At 41.8% G+C, this 18,995-nt stretch carries 22 protein-coding genes; 19 read left to right on the top strand and 3 right to left on the bottom strand.

The genetic code is table 11. The annotated features are described in order from the left end of the window. Positions 1-241: hypothetical protein (locus tag ACM44_RS15615; RefSeq protein WP_048500376.1), on the top strand; the 241-nt coding region annotated here is incomplete at its 5' end. A gap of 149 nt (positions 242-390) precedes the next feature. Here the strand turns inward: ACM44_RS15615 and ACM44_RS12415 are convergent. Together ACM44_RS12415 and ACM44_RS12420 are read right to left on the bottom strand one after the other, a co-directional pair. Continuing rightward, positions 391-1,215 (bottom strand): helix-turn-helix domain-containing protein, encoded by an 825-nt coding sequence (locus tag ACM44_RS12415; protein ID WP_048500377.1) that lies wholly within the window; start codon positions 1,213-1,215, stop codon positions 391-393. A 78-nt stretch (positions 1,216-1,293) separates the two neighbouring features. Continuing rightward, a complete protein-coding gene (locus tag ACM44_RS12420; protein WP_048500412.1) occupies positions 1,294-2,679 on the bottom strand; it encodes a TrpB-like pyridoxal phosphate-dependent enzyme in 1,386 nt (461 codons plus the stop codon). Positions 2,680-3,018: 339 nt separating this feature from the next. On the opposite strand from ACM44_RS12420, the gene ACM44_RS12425 reads away from it, so the two are divergent. Beyond that, entirely contained in the window at positions 3,019-3,300 is a 282-nt protein-coding gene (locus ACM44_RS12425) for a hypothetical protein (protein ID WP_048500378.1), read from the top strand. Between the two features lie 83 nt (positions 3,301-3,383). Here ACM44_RS12425 and ACM44_RS12430 read toward each other — a convergent pair whose 3' ends face one another. Beyond that, a complete protein-coding gene (locus tag ACM44_RS12430) occupies positions 3,384-5,600 on the bottom strand; it encodes an NADP-dependent isocitrate dehydrogenase (protein WP_048500379.1) in 2,217 nt (738 codons plus the stop codon). A 549-nt stretch (positions 5,601-6,149) separates the two neighbouring features. Between ACM44_RS12430 and ACM44_RS12435 the strand changes: the two genes are divergently transcribed. The 17 genes from ACM44_RS12435 (at position 6,150) to dapB (ending at position 18,908) form a co-directional block, all read left to right on the top strand. Continuing rightward, on the top strand, positions 6,150-6,839 hold the full coding sequence (locus ACM44_RS12435) for a hypothetical protein (RefSeq protein WP_152669359.1): 690 nt from the start codon (positions 6,150-6,152) through the stop codon (positions 6,837-6,839). 163 nt (positions 6,840-7,002) lie between these two features. Then, positions 7,003-7,512, top strand: coding sequence for a thiol peroxidase (gene tpx, locus ACM44_RS12440; protein ID WP_048500381.1), 510 nt, complete (start codon positions 7,003-7,005; stop codon positions 7,510-7,512). A 334-nt stretch (positions 7,513-7,846) separates the two neighbouring features. Beyond that, positions 7,847-8,284: a VOC family protein gene (locus ACM44_RS12445; protein ID WP_048500382.1), complete on the top strand. Its 438-nt coding sequence runs from the start codon at positions 7,847-7,849 to the stop codon at positions 8,282-8,284. A gap of 208 nt (positions 8,285-8,492) precedes the next feature. Further along, positions 8,493-8,906 (top strand): SRPBCC family protein, encoded by a 414-nt coding sequence (locus ACM44_RS12455; protein ID WP_048500384.1) that lies wholly within the window; start codon positions 8,493-8,495, stop codon positions 8,904-8,906. Positions 8,907-8,957: 51 nt separating this feature from the next. Next, positions 8,958-9,374, top strand: coding sequence for an SRPBCC domain-containing protein (locus ACM44_RS12460; protein WP_048500385.1), 417 nt, complete (start codon positions 8,958-8,960; stop codon positions 9,372-9,374). Positions 9,375-9,643: 269 nt separating this feature from the next. Next, positions 9,644-10,510: a VOC family protein gene (locus ACM44_RS12465; RefSeq protein ID WP_048500386.1), complete on the top strand. Its 867-nt coding sequence runs from the start codon at positions 9,644-9,646 to the stop codon at positions 10,508-10,510. Between the two features lie 120 nt (positions 10,511-10,630). Continuing rightward, complete coding sequence (locus tag ACM44_RS12470) at positions 10,631-11,041, top strand: SRPBCC family protein (protein WP_048500387.1); 411 nt, start codon at positions 10,631-10,633, stop codon at positions 11,039-11,041. Positions 11,042-11,113: 72 nt separating this feature from the next. Next, entirely contained in the window at positions 11,114-11,554 is a 441-nt protein-coding gene (locus ACM44_RS12475) for an SRPBCC family protein (RefSeq protein ID WP_048500388.1), read from the top strand. A gap of 306 nt (positions 11,555-11,860) precedes the next feature. Next, positions 11,861-12,436 (top strand): RNA polymerase sigma factor, encoded by a 576-nt coding sequence (locus tag ACM44_RS12480; protein WP_048500389.1) that lies wholly within the window; start codon positions 11,861-11,863, stop codon positions 12,434-12,436. Positions 12,437-12,440: 4 nt separating this feature from the next. After that, entirely contained in the window at positions 12,441-12,782 is a 342-nt protein-coding gene (locus ACM44_RS12485) for a hypothetical protein (RefSeq protein WP_048500390.1), read from the top strand. A 251-nt stretch (positions 12,783-13,033) separates the two neighbouring features. Continuing rightward, positions 13,034-13,306 (top strand): hypothetical protein, encoded by a 273-nt coding sequence (locus ACM44_RS12490; RefSeq protein ID WP_048500391.1) that lies wholly within the window; start codon positions 13,034-13,036, stop codon positions 13,304-13,306. A gap of 244 nt (positions 13,307-13,550) precedes the next feature. After that, complete coding sequence (locus ACM44_RS12495; protein WP_048500392.1) at positions 13,551-14,204, top strand: J domain-containing protein; 654 nt, start codon at positions 13,551-13,553, stop codon at positions 14,202-14,204. Between the two features lie 244 nt (positions 14,205-14,448). Beyond that, on the top strand, positions 14,449-15,267 hold the full coding sequence (locus ACM44_RS12500; RefSeq protein ID WP_048500393.1) for an energy transducer TonB: 819 nt from the start codon (positions 14,449-14,451) through the stop codon (positions 15,265-15,267). A gap of 172 nt (positions 15,268-15,439) precedes the next feature. Next, positions 15,440-16,213, top strand: coding sequence for a ParA family protein (locus ACM44_RS12505; protein WP_048500394.1), 774 nt, complete (start codon positions 15,440-15,442; stop codon positions 16,211-16,213). A gap of 60 nt (positions 16,214-16,273) precedes the next feature. Next, positions 16,274-17,161: a ParB/RepB/Spo0J family partition protein gene (locus tag ACM44_RS12510; RefSeq protein ID WP_048500395.1), complete on the top strand. Its 888-nt coding sequence runs from the start codon at positions 16,274-16,276 to the stop codon at positions 17,159-17,161. Continuing rightward, positions 17,161-17,790 (top strand): DUF5683 domain-containing protein, encoded by a 630-nt coding sequence (locus ACM44_RS12515; RefSeq protein ID WP_048500396.1) that lies wholly within the window; start codon positions 17,161-17,163, stop codon positions 17,788-17,790. Before ACM44_RS12510 ends, ACM44_RS12515 begins: the two co-directional genes overlap by 1 nt. Positions 17,791-18,206: 416 nt before the next feature. Beyond that, the gene (gene dapB, locus ACM44_RS12520; RefSeq protein ID WP_048500397.1) at positions 18,207-18,908 is read left to right on the top strand and encodes a 4-hydroxy-tetrahydrodipicolinate reductase; all 702 of its coding nucleotides are present in this window, start codon (positions 18,207-18,209) and stop codon (positions 18,906-18,908) included. The last annotated feature ends 87 nt before the right edge of the window (positions 18,909-18,995 follow it).

The following is an 18,995-nucleotide window of genomic DNA, read 5'->3' on the forward strand; positions in this document are numbered from 1 at the left end:
TCACTATTTTAAGATCGCAAAGTCTTATCCGCTAAAGCATATTGATGAAGCGAACACTTCATCAGCGAACTTGTTCGCAATCTTTGCTTTCTCCAATATGCAGATTAATATTAAAATCTTTGCGTTGAATTATTATAAAGAAATCATTCGTGCATTAGTGGCAAAAATATTCTGCACAATCACGAAATCTGCGAGAATAAGAAACCGCAAAGATTTCTACTTAAGTGACTCACTATTTTAAGATCGCAAAGTCTTATCGGCTAAAGCGAATTGATGAAGCGCGCACTTCATCAGCGAACTTGTTCGCAATCTTTGTTTAGTTCAATTTTAAGTTTTGAAGCAAAAAGCTTTGCGTTACAAAAACATCCTAAAAAGAATTGTAAAGCACGCCTACAAATCCGCCACAACCGAAATCCCGACTTCTTCGCGAAACTTAGTTGGTGAAATCCCGGTGTGTTTTTTAAAGTATTTGCTGAAATAGAATTCGTCTTCAAAATGAAGTTCCGCCGCGATTTCCTTAATGGATTTTCTGGTCAGGTGAATCTGTTTTTTTGCTTCCAGAATTACCCGTTCCTGAATGATTTGAGATGGAGTTTTATGGAATTCTGTCTTTATTTTCTTGCTTAAGGTGTTTGGTGAAATATGAAGCAAATCAGCATAAAAAGCTGGACTTTTTTCTCTGGTGTAATGCAATTCTACTAAACTTTGAAAGGTTTTCAATTGCGCCAGATCCTGCTGAACCAGATCGTTTTTAGTTAGTAATTTGCTTTTCACCTTGCTCGAAATCGCCAAAATCAGTTGAAGGTATGACCTTAGCACCGCTCCCGAAAATTCCTCGTTTGGATCAATTTCCTCAATTTTTGAAAAATATTCCGAAATTTCATTAAACGTTTTGGTGTTTAAACTGAGGTTCGGAAATTGATAAATGTTGTTGAAAAGCAGTCCGTTACATGCGACTTCTTTTTTGTGGTATTCGATGCAATAAAAGTCGCCATGGAAGCTTAAGTTTTGGATCGATATTTTTTTATCCGGCAAAATCTGGATGTTCTGAAATGGCGATGTGAAGAAAACCGTTTTACCCTCAAAACCATATTTCACAAAATCGACGTTGATTTTTCCTTTTCCTTCAAATAGAAAAATGTGGTAAAACTCATCGCTGAAACTGTTTTGAAAATCAGTTGATTTTTCTTGGGTGAGAGAAAAAAGCGTTTTCATACTTACAAATTTAAAACAAATAAAACTTCCCGAATTTCAGTGTTTTCGATTCGGGAAGATTCTTAAGCCAAATTAGTTTTAAGCCGTAGGAACGGCGATTTCTTCCGGCTGCAAATTTGAAATCCTGGAAATATTATTGTCAATTTCCTGGGAACTCAGCTGATGTTCCACCAGATTCCCATTCTGGAAATCGGAATATGCCATCATGTCCACAAAACCGTGGCCGCTTAAATTAAATAGAATGGTTTTGGATTTCCCTTCTTTCTTTGCCAGTTCCACTTCCCGCAAAACCTGCGCGATGGCGTGATTGCTCTCGGGAGCGGGAATGATTCCCTCATATTTTGCAAACAAACTTCCCGCCTCGAAACACTCGATTTGTGGAATTGCATTGGCCTCGATAATTCCATCCTTCAAAAGTTGAGAACACAATACACTCGCGCCGTGGTAACGCAATCCGCCTGCATGAATGGAGGCCGGCTCAAAATGATGTCCCAAAGTAAACATCGGTAAAAGCGGTGTATAACCTTGCGTGTCGCCGAAATCGTACATGAATTTCCCTTTCGTCAGTTTCGGGCAGGAACTCGGTTCCACGGCAACGCATCTCACCTCGCTTTTTCCCTGAAGTTTTTCCCTTAAGAACGGAAAAGAAATTCCCGCGAAATTGGAACCGCCTCCTAAAGGCGCAACGATCACGTCGGGATAATCTTGTGCCATTTCGAACTGTTTCAAAGCTTCTTCACCGATGATGGTCTGATGAAGCAAAACATGGTTTAATACCGAACCTAAAGAGTATTTCGTGTGCTCGTCCTGAACCGCCATTTCCACCGCCTCAGAAATCGCCATTCCCAAACTTCCGTTGCTGTTCGGGTTTTCTGCCAGGAAATTTCTTCCCGCCTGAGTTCTGTCGCTCGGTGAAGGATAAACGTTCGCACCAAACGTATTCATCATGATTTTGCGGTAAGGTTTCTGCTCAAAACTGGATTTCACCATATACACATCGCACTCGATTCCGTATTGGGCGCATGCGAAACTTAGCGCAGTTCCCCATTGTCCGGCTCCGGTTTCGGTGGTGATTTTCTTCACGCCGGCTTTCGCATTGTAGTACGCCTGAGGAATTGCGGTGTTCGGCTTGTGCGATCCACTCGGACTTCCGCCTTCGTATTTGTAGTAGATTTTGCAATCTGTTCCCAATGCTTTTTCCAGTTCAAATGCCCTTATCAAAGGTGATGGCCGGTAGATTTTATATTTTTCCAAAACTTCTTCGGGAATTTCAATGAATCTTTCCTGCGAAACTTCCTGCATGATGAGTTCCTCGGTGAGAATAGGGGAAAGCATTTCCGGACTGATGGGTTCTTTCGTTCCGGGATGAAGTGGTGGAAGTGGTTTGTTTTCCATATCTGCCACAATGTTATACCAGAATTTCGGCATCTCCTTTTCTTCAAGGATGAATTTTTTTGTTTTCATTTTTTTAAATGATTTTATTGTTAGTAATTTAAATTTTTTGATTTTTTGTTTGAGGTATGGCCATAAAAAAACCGCCTGCAAATACAGACGGTTTGTACAAAATAATTGTAATATTCTTTAAAAGTTCAATTCATCAAATAATACAATGAGTGTGTAAATCGCCTGTAGAAAACGATTGCCACCACCAATTGTTATTTAAGAATTGCTTCATTGATTGCTTGAATGTTCTGCAAAAATAGAAATTATTTTTGATTGGCAAATTTATTTTGATGAAATTATTTTTGATTTCGACAAAATGAAAGGAATGTTTTTTGCTGGGTTTTAGTCAAATTTAATGTGATGATACCCGAAAACAATGAATCCCAAAAAAGGCAACTGGAAAATATGGATTATCCGCCCAATGAGGATATTTTCAGCCAAGAACCGCATGTTTCCATCGATGGAGCGGGCGTTCCCGAAACTGAGGAAGTGCTGATCACAAAAAATCTGGATGATGGATTGGATATTCCCGGTGCCGAACTGGATGATGAACAGGAACAAATTGGGGAAGAAGACGAAGAAAACAATTACTGGAGTTTGGGTGGTGACGACCATGATGATCTGGAAGAATCAGCAGATTAAACCAATAATCGGAAACAAAAAACCGCCCCAAAATTAATTGAAGCGGTAAAAGTCTTTCCTTTGACAGGAATTAATGGTGAGGTTTAAATCCCATTGATAATGGTATCCAAAGTCGCACTCGGACGCATTGCTGCGTAAGTTTTGTCGGAATCCGGCTTATAATATCCGCCGATATCCTGTGGTTTTCCCTGTGCACCTATTAATTCTGAATTGATTTTTTCTTCGTTATCCTGCATTGCTTTTGCGATGGGTTTGAATTTTTCTGCAATTTCAGCATCGGTGGTTTGGTTTGCCAATGCTTCTGCCCAATACAGCGCCAAATAGAAGTGAGAACCTCGGTTGTCTATTCCGCCCACTTTTCTTGCCGGAGATTTATCGGTTGCCAGGAATTTCGCATTCGCGGTATCCAAAGCATCTGAAAGCACTTTCGCTTTTGGATTGTTCTGGGTTTGCGCCAAATGTTCCAAACTTGCCTGCAATGCAAGGAATTCGCCTAGGGAATCCCATCTCAAATAACCTTCGTGGATAAACTGCTCGATATGTTTCGGGGCAGAACCACCGGCACCGGTTTCGAACAAGCCGCCTCCATTCATCAAAGGAACGATGGAAAGCATTTTTGCGGAAGTTCCGAGTTCCAGAATCGGGAACATATCGGTCAGGTAATCTCTCAGCACATTTCCGGAAACCGAAATCGTGTCTTTTCCTTCCCGTGCTCTTTTCAAAGTTTCCAGCGTCGCGTCTTTCACATCCATAATTTTGATGTCGAGTCCGGTCAAATCATAATCTTTGAGGTATTTCTCCACTTTTTTGATGATTTGTGAATCGTGTGCTCTTCCTTTATCTAGCCAGAAAATTGCCGGAGTGTCTGAAAGTTTTGCCCTGTTTACGGCGAGTTTCACCCAATCCTGTATCGGTGCGTCTTTCACCTGGCACATCCTGAAGATATCGTCTTTCTCTACTTTTTGTTGAAGCAAAGTTTCGCCATTTTCGTTTTCCACTTTCACGGTTCCTTCGGCAGAAACCTGGAAAGTCTTATCATGAGAGCCGTATTCTTCTGCTTTTTGAGCCATCAAACCGACGTTTGGAACGGAACCGAAAGTTCTGGGGTCAATTGCGCCATTTTTCTTCATGTCGTCCACGACGGCTTCGTAGAAACCGGCATAAGTTCGGTCCGGAATAATGCAGACGGTGTCTTCTTCTTTTCCTTCTTTGTTCCACATTTTTCCGCCACCTCGAACGAGTGCAGCCATGGATGCATCCACGATCACATCAGACGATACATGGAAATTGGTAATTCCCTGATCTGAATTTACCATTGCGATTCTCGGTCCGTTTTCAATCGCTTTCTCGATGTCGGCTTTGATTTCTGCTTCTTTCGGCGTTCCAGCAATTTTTTCGTAAAGGGTTGCCAATCCAAAATTTGGATTGATGTCCAGGTCTTTGAAAAGGTCTTTGTATTTTTCAAAAACGTCTTTAAAATAAGTTTCCACCACGGCTCCGAAAATAATCGGGTCAGAAATCTTCATCATGGTGGCTTTCAAATGGGCAGAAAGAAGCACGTTTTTTTCTTTGGCTTCTGCGATTGCGGTCTGCACAAACGATTTCAGTGCATTCATGTTCATTACCGAAGAGTCGATGATTTCGCCTGCCTTCAACGGAGCGTAATCTTTCAAAACTTTTTCAGATCCGTCCGTACCATAAAAGACAATTCGGAATTTCCCATCTTTTTCAATGGTCGTTGAATTTTCAGTTCCATAAAAATCCCCATTTTCCATGTGTGCCACAGCCGTTTTGGAATCTGCGCTCCAAACACCCATTCTATGTGGGTTTGCTTTTGCGTAATCTTTTACTGACTTCGGAGCGCGACGGTCGGAATTTCCTTCTCTCAAAACGGGGTTCACCGCACTTCCCAGGACTTTTGAATATTTTTGGTTAATTGCTTTTTCCTCCTCATTTTTTGGTTCTGCCGGATAATTCGGCAGGTTGTATCCTTTGGATTTCAATTCGGCAATGGCTTCCTCCAATTGCGGTACAGAAGCGGAAATGTTCGGTAGCTTGATGATGTTTGCTTCGGGTTTTGTCGCCAGTTCCCCCAATTGAGCGAGTGCATCCGGAACTTTTTGGTCATCGTTTAAATATTCAGGGAAGTTCGCCAGAATCCTTCCCGCGAGCGAAATATCCGGAACCTGGATTTCGATTTCTGCGGAATGGGTAAACGCTTTCACGATCGGTAAGAACGAATGTGTAGCGAGCATTGGCGCTTCGTCCGTCAATGTGTAGTAAATTTTTGCCTGTGACATTATAGAGATTTTTTTATTCAAAATTTAGGTTCACAAATTTAGTGAAAATTTAGGTTTTTTAGGCAATCAGCAGGTGATTTCGTGATTTTTGAGGTTTCATTTTGATTTCTTTCGAGTCAAGGTAACCGGTTAGAAAAAGAAAAGATTTGCCCATAAAAAAACCTCGCTGAGGCGAGATCCTTTGTCAATTAGAGTATTCGTGGCTTCCGGTTTTTCATTCATGGTTTTTAGCCCAGATTCCAGCTGATTCTTCGGTTTTTAAAGTAGCAAAATAGGGTGTGTTCATCGGGTTGCTGTTTTTGTGGTCGCGCACAAGAAAAACTACCCCTTCCTCCGACAAGGCGGATGACGGCAGGTTTTACGGCCGGTGCAGAGGCGGCGGTCTTCCGGGCAATACCCAAAACATACCTCTTCCTCTAGAGATCCTCGAGATGTACCAGAATATACCCCGGTCCAACCATGGCGCAACTACGGGGCAACCTCGGGACTCCCTTTATTTTAAAATACCTGACGAAGATTTAATGATTAAAAAAGTGTAACTTTGATGAATTGGATCTCATAGCATGGTCCTGGAAACCAAATCTTTACGAATATAATAAAAATATGGGTTCATTCGATTCTTTTTTAGGCATTACCGGAAAAGTAGGCGATTGCGTGTTTTACACCCTAAATGGAAAACCGGTGGTTAGGCGCGTTCAGAAAAAGAAAAAAGGTCCCAAAAGCGCGGCCCAGATCGCGGCACAAAAGAAAAACACGGAATTCGGAAAAGCCTCCGCGGCAGGGAAATACCTGCGCCGCGCACTTCAGCATGAATTTGAAACACTCAGAGATGTGTTTCTTTACCAGCGCATCAATCAGCTGTTGCTGCGCATCAAAAACTTGGATCCCGCACCGGATGGTAAAAAAACGGTAAAGGGAGGGTTAGGCACCACGCAGGGCGCGGAATTGTTTCTAGGATTTCGATTCAGGAAAAATAAGAAGTATTCCAAAGAAATAATGTTTTCTCCATCAGCAAATGGGGAAATAGCCTTCATAGGAGCAAGCCCCACCGAAGTGCCATTCCAAATCATTGAGTTGCAGATTAATTTCAAAAACGGACAGTTCCGCAGAGAAACTGCACCTGCAGAAGCTTCCGAAACCGGTGCGGTCCACTGGAAAAGAAAATTCCGCAGGAGGAAAGACTACTCCCATTTTCTATTCGTTTTTGGGGAGCAGACTTTCCAGGGCATGGTGATTTAAGGCACCTGCATCAGCGAATCAGGATCTAATTCACATCGGCAATTGCAGCATTGGATCCCGTCCTTTTGTGGCTGCCACACTTTTAAGACAAATTTAACCATTCATTAAAAGACTTTTTCATCCTTTTTGGCTATATTTGGGAAACATTTAAATTTACTGAATTATGGCAAATATTGCATTACACGGAGATCCCGTGTCCACCATCGGCGACCTGCCGGAAGTGGGTTTATCGATAAGGGAATTCGCGCTGGTCAATGAAAAACTGGAGGTGAAAACATTGGATGACTATGATGGCATGAGGAAAATTATATCCATTTTCCCCAGTATAGACACCGGAATCTGTGCAGCCTCTGCTAGAAAATTCAACGAGGCCGCTGCCGGTTTAGAAAACACGGTGGTCATTAATGTTTCCAAAGATTTACCTTTTGCACTGGGCAGATTCTGCGCCGCAGAAGGACTTGATAACGTGGAAACGCTTTCGGATTTCCGGGGAACCTTTGGCGATGATTATGGCGTGACCATTGCAGACGGACCCATGAAAGGGCTTCTTTCCAGAGCCGTAATTGTGACTGATGAAAATGGCAAAGTGGTGTACACCGAGCAGGTTCCGGAAATTACCCATGAACCGAATTACGAAGTAGCATTGAATGCCGTAAAATTTCTTTCCACATAATTAATCTGATAAATCCGTGGATTCAAACCCCTGCGAATTCACGGATTTCTTTTGAGTTTTTTTCAAGGTTAATAAACGTGGTATATCTCGCATTCAACTTCAATTTGATTGTTTTCTTAGGCAGATGAGCATGCCTTCAATGACCCGGCGAATTTCTCAATTCAATCATAGATTCACGACAATCATTCATTCGAAAACCTTTCCGAAAGGGCAGCGCTCCTTGATTTTCCCCATGGGATTGAAAAGTTAAATTTATCTTAACTGCCAGATTTTTAACACCGTACGCTATTATAAATCTTTATTTTTAGTATTTTAAAATCTAAAAGATCATCCTATGAAACTAAACCCTTACCTCAACTTTGACGGTACCTGCGAAGAGGCCTTCAACTTTTACAAGAAAGTGTTCCAAACCGAGTTCAACCCATTTGGAATCATGCGCTTCGGCGATGTTCCGGCCAGTGAAGAAATGCCGCCGATTCCGGAAGAGTACCGCAACCGAATCATGCATGTGGGCATCAATCTGGGTGATCAAACCTTGATGGGCAGCGACATCATGCCGGGTTTTGGAAACAGGCCTTTTCAGATCGGCGACAATAATTATGTGAGCATCCATCCCGATTCCCGTGAAGAAGCAGATCGGCTTTTCAAAGAACTTTCCGCAGGCGGCGAAATAGAAATGCCGATGCAGGATCAGTTTTGGGGCGATTATTTCGGTAGTTTTCGCGATCAATTTGGAACTTCATGGATGATTAACTACAACGCAAACGCTTAGTATATACCGTTATTTGGGCGGCTTCCGAATTTTCGCTGACGCCTGATGCCCACAAAAAAATTCGGAACCGGGCTGTTCGCTGCAATCTTTTTTTTGCCAACGCTTTTCCCTTTGCAAAAAAAAAGGATTTCCACTTCCATCCCTGCCGCGAAAGCCCCGCCTCTTTTGGAAACTTGCACATCATCTCATTAAACAGAACTCATCACTTATGGATCCCATCAAAATAGACCTCTCCATCCAGGAGCCCATCCAAAAAGTTTGGGACTATTTCAACCAGCCGGAACATATCGTCAATTGGAATTTCGCCCACGAATCCTGGCATTGCCCGAAAGCAGAAAACGACCTCCGCGTCGGCGGAAAACTCAAAACCAGAATGGAAGCCAAAGACGGAAGCTTCGGTTTTGATTTTGAGGGAATTTATGACGAGATTGTTCCCTTAAAATTAATCAGATATCATCTGGAAGACGGAAGAAATGTGGAAATCCAATTTGATGAAATCGACCAAAATACGACGAAAGTCACGAAGATTTTCGATCCGGAAACCATTAACAGTATCGAGATGCAGCGCGACGGCTGGTATGCCATTTTGGAAAATTTCCACAGGTATGTGACGAATAGCTGATTAGTTCCCGGTATGGAAAATATTCCTTAATTTTAGGGAAATTATTAAGAAATGAAAGATCCGATTACCATCAAGATTACGATTCTGCAACCTGTGCATAAAGTTTGGGATTATTTCTACAACCCGAAACACATTGTAAAATGGAATTTCCCCACTACCAACTGGCACTGCCCAAAAGCGACCAGCCAATTCTACGAAGGGGGACGTTTTGATTATCGGTTGGAATACAAGGATAAAAGTTTCGGATACCATTTTGCTGGGATCATCGACGAAATTAAGGTTTTGGAATACGTAAAAAGTCATTTGGATGACGGACGAAAGGTGGAGGTCTATTTTAATAAGATAGACGATAACACCACGGAAATCATTGAGATTTTCGAGCCTGAAATCCAGAATGGGCGAGAAATGCAGCGCGTCGGCTGGTATGCGATTCTGGACCGGTTCCACAAATATGTTGAAAACAACTAGTTGCTGCCTTCCATTTGAAGCGATAGTACACCTGAGTTAGTTGTCGTCTAGGGTGCTATGCCGCCCCAAATGGACACGAAGCCATCAAACAGGAATTTTCGAACCATGAGTGCGGACAAAGCTCTATTCAATTTTCTTGTAATCTGGAAGTTCCTTACGATTGGGTCCGCAAAGTCTTTAGTTCTGTAAGGCTTCAACTTGAAATCTACCTGTCGGCAGACAGGCCTGAAATCTACCTGTCGGCAGACAGGCCTGAAATAAAAAATGTTATGAACAACGATATTTTCCCATGTCTTTGGTATGATGGCGACGCTAAACAGTGCGCGGATTTGTACTGCAGCGTTTTTGATGGTAAAATCACGGTGGATACACCGATGGTAATTAATCTGGATCTTTTTGGTCAAAGGATCATGCTGTTGAATGGAGGTCCGATGTACCAGAAGAATGCTTCGATTTCTTTCATGGTTTTATGCGAAACCGAAGAAGAAGTGGAGAAATATTGGAAACCGCTTTCGGAAGGAGGAATTGTTTTGATGGAACTCGGCGAATATCCTTGGAGCAAAAGGTATGGTTGGGTCCGGGACAAATTTGGCGTGACCTGGCAAATTTATCTGGGTGAAAACCAAGGCGACCAGAAGATTGTTCCGACCTTGATGTTCATTCACCAAAATAATGGAAAAGCCATGGAAGCCATGGAATTCTACACCAAAACATTTCCCAATTCCAAGATCGGAGGTGTTTTGAAGTATGGAGAAGGGGTGGGAAACGAAACCCATGAAGTTCCAGAAAATGTGCAACACGCGCATTTCGTGATTGACCATTACCATTTCTTCTGTATGGACAATTCCTATGACCATCAATTTGATTTTTCCGAGGGGATTTCGATCGTGGTGATGACTGACGACCAAACCGAGACCGACCACCTCTGGAATTCGTTGATTGCCGATGGCGGCGAGGAAAGCAGATGTGGCTGGTTGAAAGATAAATTCGGGGTCAGTTGGCAGATCACCCCGAAAAGATTGCTGGAACTGATGAATAATTTTGATGGAACCGACCGGTCTAAAAAGGTTTTCCAGGCGATGCTGAATATGAAGAAGATTGTGATTGCGGATTTGGAAACTGCTTACAAGTCCTAAAGTGTAATGATTTGCCGGAGTTGTCACGGAGTCGCGGGAGTTTTTGTTTTTATGGTTTGAATTTTAACTTTGTGTGACTCTGTGTTTGCTCTTTTAAACTCCGTTAAATAAAAAAATTAAATGAAACAATTAGAATTTGAAACTGAAATCAATGCTGCTCCGGAGAAGGTCTGGGAAACTATGTGGAGTGCGGAAAACTATGGGAAATGGACTCCTGGTCACCGGTATGAAGGAAATTGGGAAACCGCATCCGAGATGAGGTTTTTTGACAAAGACAACAACGGAATGTATAACCGCGTGGAAACCCATATTCCGAATCGTGAACTCAAAATGAAGCATCTCGGCTGGATTATGGCAGGAGAATTGGATCCGCAAAACTGGACGGACTCTGAAGTCACTTATTTTTTTGAGCCGACCAATAGTGGGACCCTGCTAAAAATTGAAATTAATGCGCTGGATGAGTTTGTGGATTTTTACCATGGATATATTCCGAAAATCTTGGCAAATATTAAAGAATTGGCAGAAAATTAGACGACCTCAACCTCAACCTCAACCTCAACCTCAACCTTAGCCTCAACCTCAACCTTAACCTCAATCTCAATTATGGAAACATTAGACTACAATATCATCATCAACGCACCCATCCAAAAAGTCTGGGATTTGTTGTGGAATCCAGAAACTTATTCTCAATGGACGCAGTTTTTCGAAGAAGGTTCGACCTTGAAATCCGATTGGGAAGTCGGTGGGAAAACTTACTTTCTGGACCGAAACGGAAACGGAATGGTTTCGACCATTGTGAGTTTGGATAAACCTAATGAGGTGGTTTTCCGGCATTTGGGGACGTTTCAAAATGGAGTTGAAGATACCAAAAGCCGCGAGGTGATGGAATGGAGCGGGACCGAGGAAAAATATTTTCTCCGTGCGATTGATCATGCCACCACAGAGCTTCGCGCAGTGACCCATGTGATGCAGGAATATCACGAATACATGGACCATGGTTTTCACAATGGTTTTGAATTGTTGAAAAACCTGGCGGAAAATTGATTATGATATCCTGATTGACAACTTTTTTGCCATACCGATTTACTATAGCCGAAAATCTTGAAGTGGTTTTTGGAAAAAAGAACTGCAAGTCAACATGGGATCCCGATTGCAGAGCGTCCTTTTTTAGTGATGTAGTGGAGTCGGAATCAGAAAAAAAATCTATCCATTGCTGTTGCCGTATAGTCCAGCAACCTATCCACCGAATGGGAAAGCGGGACAGGTCTTGGGAAAAGTCGAAAAATGGGTTGCTCCAAAAAAATAGCCACCCTATTAAAGTAAAATAGAATTCCGTTCGTCTTTCCCGATATGGAATTGGAATTGACCTCTATGTCGCAAACCGAAAAAGACAGTCTGATTGCGCAAACCGTGAAAAATTACGGCGGAAAACTGATGTCTTTTATTCGACCGAAAGTGCGCAACAGAGAGGATGCAGAAGATATTTTACAGGAGGTTTGGTACCAGTTCAGCAATCTCACCAATTTGGGCGAGATTATGAACATCGGGGGTTGGCTGTATAGGGTTTCGAATAATAAAATCATCGACAAATACCGGAAAAAGACGACCGAGAATTTGGAGGATTTCGTGTATGTGGACGAAGACGGCAGTTTTGCGGTGAAAGATATTCTGCTGCTGGATGATTCTGAAAATCCTGAACTGGTGGCGTTTCGCGAGGAAGTTTGGAAACAGCTTTTCTCGGCTTTGGAGGAATTGCCGGACAATCAGCGGTTGGTTTTCGTGGAAACTGAAATCGAAGGCAAGAAATTGCAGGAAATTGCCGATGAACAGGGAGAAAACATAAAAACCATCACCAGCAGGAAAAACTATGCGGTGAAACATCTTCGGAAACGAATGTCTGGTTTGTATCAAGATTTGAAAGATTAAGGAAATGAAAAATAAATTTACGGGAAAAATAGCACTTTTAATCGTGGGTGGAATCGCGATGTTTTTTGCTGTTACAGCAATGGTGATGTGGCTTTGGAACTTGCTTCTGCCAGAAATTATTGGCGTGAAAGCGATCACTTTTTGGCAGGCGCTGGGAATTTTGGTTTTAAGTAAGATTTTGTTTGGCGGTTTCGGCGGAAAGCAGGGAAAAGGGTGGAGAGCGAAGCAGAAATTCCGGCAAATGAGGGAAAAACATTGCGGAATGAGTGATGAGGAGAAAGAACGGCTGAAAGAAATGTGGAAATCACGTTGTGAAACGGGAAGATTCTTCGATAAAAAAGAGTAAAAGCGGACGGTTTAGTTCGCTTTTTTTTTTAAGTAAACCCATTAACGAATATATTTTGCGACTTTTTCCATTAAATGAAATGTCTTCCAAGAATGATGGCCAATCGGATTGAGCACAGATTTTGGGAAATTTATTCGGGGACCATTGGCGTGAAAATATTGGTGATTTAGGAATGAGTTAATTAAAGTAAAATGTGGTTTCGACCGTCTTTTATAAAAATAACATTTGTAAAATTTAAAATAAAAAAAAAGATGAAAAATTCCAGTTTGATAGGTGCTTTCGGAGCACTTGCAGCAGCAGGAGTCGCTTTGGCAGCAAAAAAAATTTCTGAGAGAAGAAAATTCATGAAAGGGATTTTCGAAGAATACGACATCAAAGAAAGAACACCATTCGGATTTGCAGATAAAATCCGCGAACTTGATGACGAAAAATATGCGGAACTGAAAGAGAAAATGAAAACTCAGTTTTCTTCAAAATGTTGCAGAAAAAATAATTGCTGTTCAGCGCAGAAAGCAGAAGCATGATATTTCCCGTTAATGGTTTATTTTGAAGGCGGGTAGAGGGAATTCTACCCGCTTTTTTCTAGGGGTTTTCAGTTGTTTTTTGTTTCCTTTTCTAAGCGAATCCAAATGCTATGTTCCATGTTTTTTGTTCAAAACCGAATTGAAACCAAACGGTTCTTTTGTAAGTTCCCTCGAAATTATTTTATAAAACCCTATTTTTGCACCGCGAAACGGAATCTCGCAACTCGTATCTCGTGACTTTAAAATGAAAGACTATTATTATTTTCTGGGCATAAAATCTAATGCTTCCGATGAGGAAATCAAGAAAGCATACCGAAAGTTGTCCTTAAAATATCATCCCGACAAAAATCCAGACGACGATTTCTTTTCAGACCGTTTCCGGGAAATCCAGGAAGCATACGAAATGTTGAATGACGCAGAGAAACGCAGGATTTATGATGAGAATTTAGCCCATCTGCAAAGGAGTTACCGACCGACTATGCCGCCTTCCATCAGAACTTTTTCCGCGAATAAAATCCGGGCAAAAAAGGGCGAGGAAGTCATTATCAACTGGCACACCAATAATGCCGATGTAGTGAAAATTTTGCCTTTCGGATTGGAAAAGGGATATGGCGAGAGAACCTTCAGAATTACCGAATTCAAGGACGGGAAGTTTCAGCTTCTCCTTCACGCCACAAATACACTTTTAAATAAAACCGTGGTGCAGGGAATTACCATTACCGAAATCTTTGATGGCGACAGGGAACAGTTCAAAAACGACATGGAGGAAATCTTCAAACCGCAGAAGCCAACCCGTACCAATCCAGGAGGTCAATCCCGCGGAATGAGGATCGTTCTGGCGATTTTGTTCTTCGTTATTGCGATTTTGATTTTGGTGAAAACTTTTTCCAATAATTAAACCATTTGCTTTACCTTTTCGGGATTTCGCTCGCTTGCTCTCGATGCATTTACGAAACTTTTAAGATTGATCTGAACTTCATTTTATTTGATTGATTTCCATATTGCTATGGATAAAATAATTTTAATGGTAAAAAGTTAAAAATTTGGTCTTGATTTTGATAATGTTTAAATGAATGTAAAAATTCATTGTTAAACTGATAGTTATCGTTAATTGAATATCCAACCTTAAAATTATTAAAGTGATGAAACATCTATTTCAAAACCAAGAAAACAAACTTGATGAAGTCCTGTTCCAGGGAAGAAACAAAGCTTATGGTGCTTATGTCTTAAGAAATGAAGCCGACAGCATTCTGACCAAATCCATGTTTATAGGAATCGGCGCGTTTGTACTTTTTGCGCTGGTGCCGATTGTTTCCAATTATTTTGCTGATGCACCGATTACCGTGGTGGAACCTCCGCATGGTCCGATTGTCCTGGATAATGTAGATCAGTCAGAAGAGACTCCGCAAGTAGTGCAGCCGGTGGTTCCGCCACAGGTGAAAGTGAATACCCTGGATTCGCGAGTTCCTGACCCGACCCGGGATGCGAAAAATGAGAAGGTGATGCCAAAGCAAACGGATTATGATCATGCAGTTGCAGGAACTCAGGATGTAGTAGGTGAATCGCCTGTATCCAATTATGTTCCACCGGCAATTGACGCACCGGTTGTAACAACTCCGGATGTTCCAAATGCAAAACCGGTTGATAACACTCCCAAAACCGCTGTTGACGTTTCTGCGGAGTTCATTGGCGGGATCAATGCCTTCAGGAATAAAGTAGTCAGCAATTTTGATACTTCGGCGATGGACGGATCCGGTGAAGTGGTGAAAACCACAGTGACCTTCATCGTTGAAAAAGACGGAACGATCAGTGAGGTGAAAGCAAGCGGACCCAATGCCATTTTTAATCGCGAAGCGGAAAAAACCATCCGGTCAGTTCGGGGAAAATGGACTCCGGCAAAACTTGACGGCGAAAATGTAAGGAGTTACTTTAAATTTCCGATTTCGATGCAGTTGGAATGATGCAGAACCATCAATTAAATCATATCAACAGTTATCCACAGAAAACCATTTTTTGTGGATAATTTTTTTTGGTGGTAAATCGCTAATTAACAATATTTTAACCAAATCTCAGGATACATCAACTATATGAAACTCGGAAAAAAGTGTATTTTTGATGATTAAAATTTAAAGAATGGCTAAAATCATTGGTATTGCCAATCAGAAAGGCGGAGTGGGCAAAACCACTACTGCAGTAAATCTAGCTGCAGCATTGGGAGTTTTGGAGAAGAAAATCCTGATCATCGACGCAGATCCGCAAGCAAACGCTACTTCCGGATTGGGAATCGAGCAGTCGGAATTTTCCACATACAACCTTTTGGAGCAAAGCGCAGCAGCGAAAGAATGTGTGCAGAAAACGGCTTCACCCAATTTGGATATCATTCCGTCACACATCGATTTGGTGGCCGCAGAAATTGAACTGGTGGATCGGGAGAACCGCGAGTATATGCTGAAAGAAGCCTTAAAATCGGTTCGAGATGATTACGACTACATCATCATCGATTGTGCGCCGAGTTTGGGTTTGATTACCGTGAATGCTTTAACTGCCGCTGATTCTGTGATCATCCCAATACAGTGTGAGTACTTCGCTTTGGAAGGTTTGGGAAAACTGTTGAATACCATAAAAAATGTTCAGAAAATCCACAACAAGGATCTGGATATTGAAGGTTTACTTTTGACGATGTTTGATTCCAGACTCCGGCTTTCCAATCAGGTGGTGGAAGAAGTGAGTGCGCATTTTCCGGAGATGGTTTTTGAAACCATTATCAGCAGAAACGTGAGACTGAGCGAGGCGCCAAGTTTTGGTGAAAGTATCCTAAACTACGATGCAGAGAGCAAAGGAGCCATCCAATACCTTCAATTAGCTGAAGAAGTTGTATTGAAAAATGAAAATTTAGTAAGAAACTAAAATAAATTCCCTGGAGGAATCCTCGTGCTTTGGTGGAGGATTTAGGAGTAGAACAGCGATATGAAAGACAAAAAAAGAGCAATGGGACGTGGTTTGGGAGCGATCCTAAGCGCGGAATCAAAAGCCACGGTGAATTCTGCAACGGATGAAGGCGCAGATAAATTCGTGGGAAATATCGTGGAAGTTTCATTGGAAGATATTTATCCAAACGCTTCACAGCCAAGAACTTATTTCGATGAAAAAGCGTTGAATGATTTAGCGCAGTCCATCAAGAATCTCGGTGTAATCCAGCCGATTACTTTGAGGAAAGACGGCAACAAATTCGAAATCATTTCCGGTGAGAGGCGTTTCCGTGCAAGTAAAATTGCCGGTTTGGAAACGGTTCCGGCGTATATCCGCTTAGTCAATGACCAGGAATTGCTAGAAATGGCTTTGGTGGAGAACATCCAGCGTGAAGATTTAGACGCCATTGAAATTGCGCTCACTTACCAACGATTGCTCGAAGAAATCGGCATGACTCAAGAAAATTTGAGCCAAAGAGTGGGAAAAGAAAGAAGCACGATCACCAATTCCATCCGATTGCTCCGTTTGAATCCGGATGTTCAGAACGCGATTCGGAGCGGGGAAATTTCTGCAGGTCACGGTAGAGCCATTATCAGTTTGGAAGATGCTGAAAATCAGAAAATTCTTTTTGAGAAAATCATAAAGAATAATTTGAGTGTCCGACAGGCTGAACAGGAATCCAACTTGTTGAAAAATCCAAAACAAACTGCACCGAAAAATAAAACGGCCATCCCAAATCACTATAAAAAAGCAGAAAAAAACCTTGCCGATATTTTGGATGTGAAAGTGGAAATCAAAACTTCCGCAAACGGCAAAAAGGGAAAAATCGTTCTCGATTTCAAAAACGAGGCAGAGCTGGAAAACATTCTCTCACACTTTAAATAATGAGGAAATTCACGGTCATTTTCTTTCTGATATTTTCTTTTAAGATTTTCGCGCAAGTCAATCCGAATGATACCATTCGCATTAAAAACCATCCGAAAGACTCCATTTCAGCGGTAAAACCCCAATCTGAAATTGCTGTTCTGACCGACATCCAAGAATCCAACGCACCCGCGAAAACCGTGAAATACAACCCTACGAAAGCGGGATTATATTCCGCAGTTTTGCCGGGACTCGGTCAATATTACAACAAAAAGTACTGGAAAATCCCCATCGTTTGGGGTGCAATCGGAACCGGAGTAGGAATCGCCATTTGGAATCAAAATCAATACACCCGCTACAGAAACGCGTTCATCGCACAACTGAACGGACAACCGCACGAGTTTTCAGACATTCCGGGAATTACCGCTGAAGCTTTAGGCCGTGTTCAGGACCGGCAAAAAAGACAACGCGATTATGCGATCGCAATCACGGGATTGATCTATGTTTTGAATATTGTGGATGCCGTGGTGGATGCGCATTTATATGAAGGCAGAAAAGACCCGGATCTGGCTTTCAAACCTGCTGTGATTTTTGATGAATTCAGCAATCAGACTGCGAAAGCGGGATTGAGTTTGAATTATAGGTTTTAGGTGAGAAAATAGAGGAAAGAGTAAAGAGAAAAGACAAAAGACAAGGAGTTGAATACTTACTTTTTGGTGGTGATGTTCTGCTATCGTGGAAGTAATTTTGAATTACAATCAACGGATCGAATGTACTTAACGGCCTTAATGTTAAAAAAAACAATAAGAAAATGAAAATCGCTTTAGTGGGATACGGAAAAATGGGAAAAATCATCGGTGAGATTGCTGAAAGCCGAGGTATAATGAACTCTTGAACCATTAAGATAAATAAGGGGTTAAGGAATTTGAGACTCAGAATTTTTAAGGATTGACTTCGTCAATTTGTAGCGGAGTATCTTAATTTTATAGGATCTAAACTTAACAATCTGCGGAGCAATTGTCCTTAACAAGTTAATGAGCTTAATGTTAAAAAATACAATAAGAAAATGAAAATCGCTTTAGTCGGATACGGAAAAATGGGAAAAATCATCGGTGAGATTGCTGAAAGCCGAGGTCACGAAATCGTGGCGAAACTCAACGAAACTCCCTCCGTCGAAAACCTGAACCAGCCTGATGTGGTCATTGAATTTTCAAATCCTGAGGTGGCATTTGAAAACATTAAATTCTGCCTCGAAAACAGCATTCCAGTAGTTTGTGGAACAACAGGTTGGCTCGAAAGAAAACCGGAAATCGAAAAAATTGCCACAGCGAACAATATTGCGTTTTTGTATGGCTCCAACTTTAGTTTGGGCGTGAATCTGTTTTTTGCCCTGAATGAGAAATTGGCAGATTTGATGAAAAACTTCGGTGAATATAATGTTCAGTTGGAGGAAATTCACCATACCCACAAAAAGGACGCGCCGAGTGGAACCGCAATTTCTTTGGCGGAAGGAATCATCAAAAATGATAAAAGATTCAACGGTTGGAAACTCGATGAAACCAAAGGAAACGAACTTGGCATTTTCGCGATCCGTGAAGATGAAGTTCCCGGGACCCACAGCATTTTCTACCAAAGCGAGGTGGATGAAATCGAAATCAAACATACTGCCTTCAACCGAAACGGATTCGCTTTGGGCGCGGTAATCGCCGCGGAATGGATTCTGGGAAAAAAGGGGAATTTCTCGATGAAGGATGTGCTTTTTTCATGACTAATAAGTATTAAAAAATGAGCAATGGATTTGAGCGGCTAAATATTTGCACCTCTTCCGCCCATTTGTAACAAAAACCAATAACAA

Source organism: Chryseobacterium koreense CCUG 49689 (genome assembly GCF_001045435.1).
GTDB lineage: Bacteria > Bacteroidota > Bacteroidia > Flavobacteriales > Weeksellaceae > Kaistella > Kaistella koreensis.

Coding starts and splice junctions, on each gene's coding strand:
- dapB (WP_048500397.1), top strand. CDS start 18,207: ATGAAAATCGCTTTAGTCGGATACGGAAAAATGGGAAAAATCATCGGT.
- ACM44_RS12475 (WP_048500388.1), top strand. CDS start 11,114: ATGGAAACATTAGACTACAATATCATCATCAACGCACCCATCCAAAAA.
- ACM44_RS12425 (WP_048500378.1), top strand. CDS start 3,019: ATGATACCCGAAAACAATGAATCCCAAAAAAGGCAACTGGAAAATATG.
- ACM44_RS12420 (WP_048500412.1), bottom strand. CDS start 2,679: ATGAAAACAAAAAAATTCATCCTTGAAGAAAAGGAGATGCCGAAATTC.
- ACM44_RS12445 (WP_048500382.1), top strand. CDS start 7,847: ATGAAACTAAACCCTTACCTCAACTTTGACGGTACCTGCGAAGAGGCC.
- ACM44_RS12460 (WP_048500385.1), top strand. CDS start 8,958: ATGAAAGATCCGATTACCATCAAGATTACGATTCTGCAACCTGTGCAT.
- ACM44_RS12505 (WP_048500394.1), top strand. CDS start 15,440: ATGGCTAAAATCATTGGTATTGCCAATCAGAAAGGCGGAGTGGGCAAA.
- tpx (WP_048500381.1), top strand. CDS start 7,003: ATGGCAAATATTGCATTACACGGAGATCCCGTGTCCACCATCGGCGAC.
- ACM44_RS12500 (WP_048500393.1), top strand. CDS start 14,449: ATGAAACATCTATTTCAAAACCAAGAAAACAAACTTGATGAAGTCCTG.
- ACM44_RS12415 (WP_048500377.1), bottom strand. CDS start 1,215: ATGAAAACGCTTTTTTCTCTCACCCAAGAAAAATCAACTGATTTTCAA.
- ACM44_RS12485 (WP_048500390.1), top strand. CDS start 12,441: ATGAAAAATAAATTTACGGGAAAAATAGCACTTTTAATCGTGGGTGGA.
- ACM44_RS12495 (WP_048500392.1), top strand. CDS start 13,551: ATGAAAGACTATTATTATTTTCTGGGCATAAAATCTAATGCTTCCGAT.
- ACM44_RS12455 (WP_048500384.1), top strand. CDS start 8,493: ATGGATCCCATCAAAATAGACCTCTCCATCCAGGAGCCCATCCAAAAA.
- ACM44_RS12515 (WP_048500396.1), top strand. CDS start 17,161: ATGAGGAAATTCACGGTCATTTTCTTTCTGATATTTTCTTTTAAGATT.
- ACM44_RS12510 (WP_048500395.1), top strand. CDS start 16,274: ATGAAAGACAAAAAAAGAGCAATGGGACGTGGTTTGGGAGCGATCCTA.
- ACM44_RS12430 (WP_048500379.1), bottom strand. CDS start 5,600: ATGTCACAGGCAAAAATTTACTACACATTGACGGACGAAGCGCCAATG.
- ACM44_RS12465 (WP_048500386.1), top strand. CDS start 9,644: ATGAACAACGATATTTTCCCATGTCTTTGGTATGATGGCGACGCTAAA.
- ACM44_RS12480 (WP_048500389.1), top strand. CDS start 11,861: ATGGAATTGGAATTGACCTCTATGTCGCAAACCGAAAAAGACAGTCTG.
- ACM44_RS12470 (WP_048500387.1), top strand. CDS start 10,631: ATGAAACAATTAGAATTTGAAACTGAAATCAATGCTGCTCCGGAGAAG.
- ACM44_RS12490 (WP_048500391.1), top strand. CDS start 13,034: ATGAAAAATTCCAGTTTGATAGGTGCTTTCGGAGCACTTGCAGCAGCA.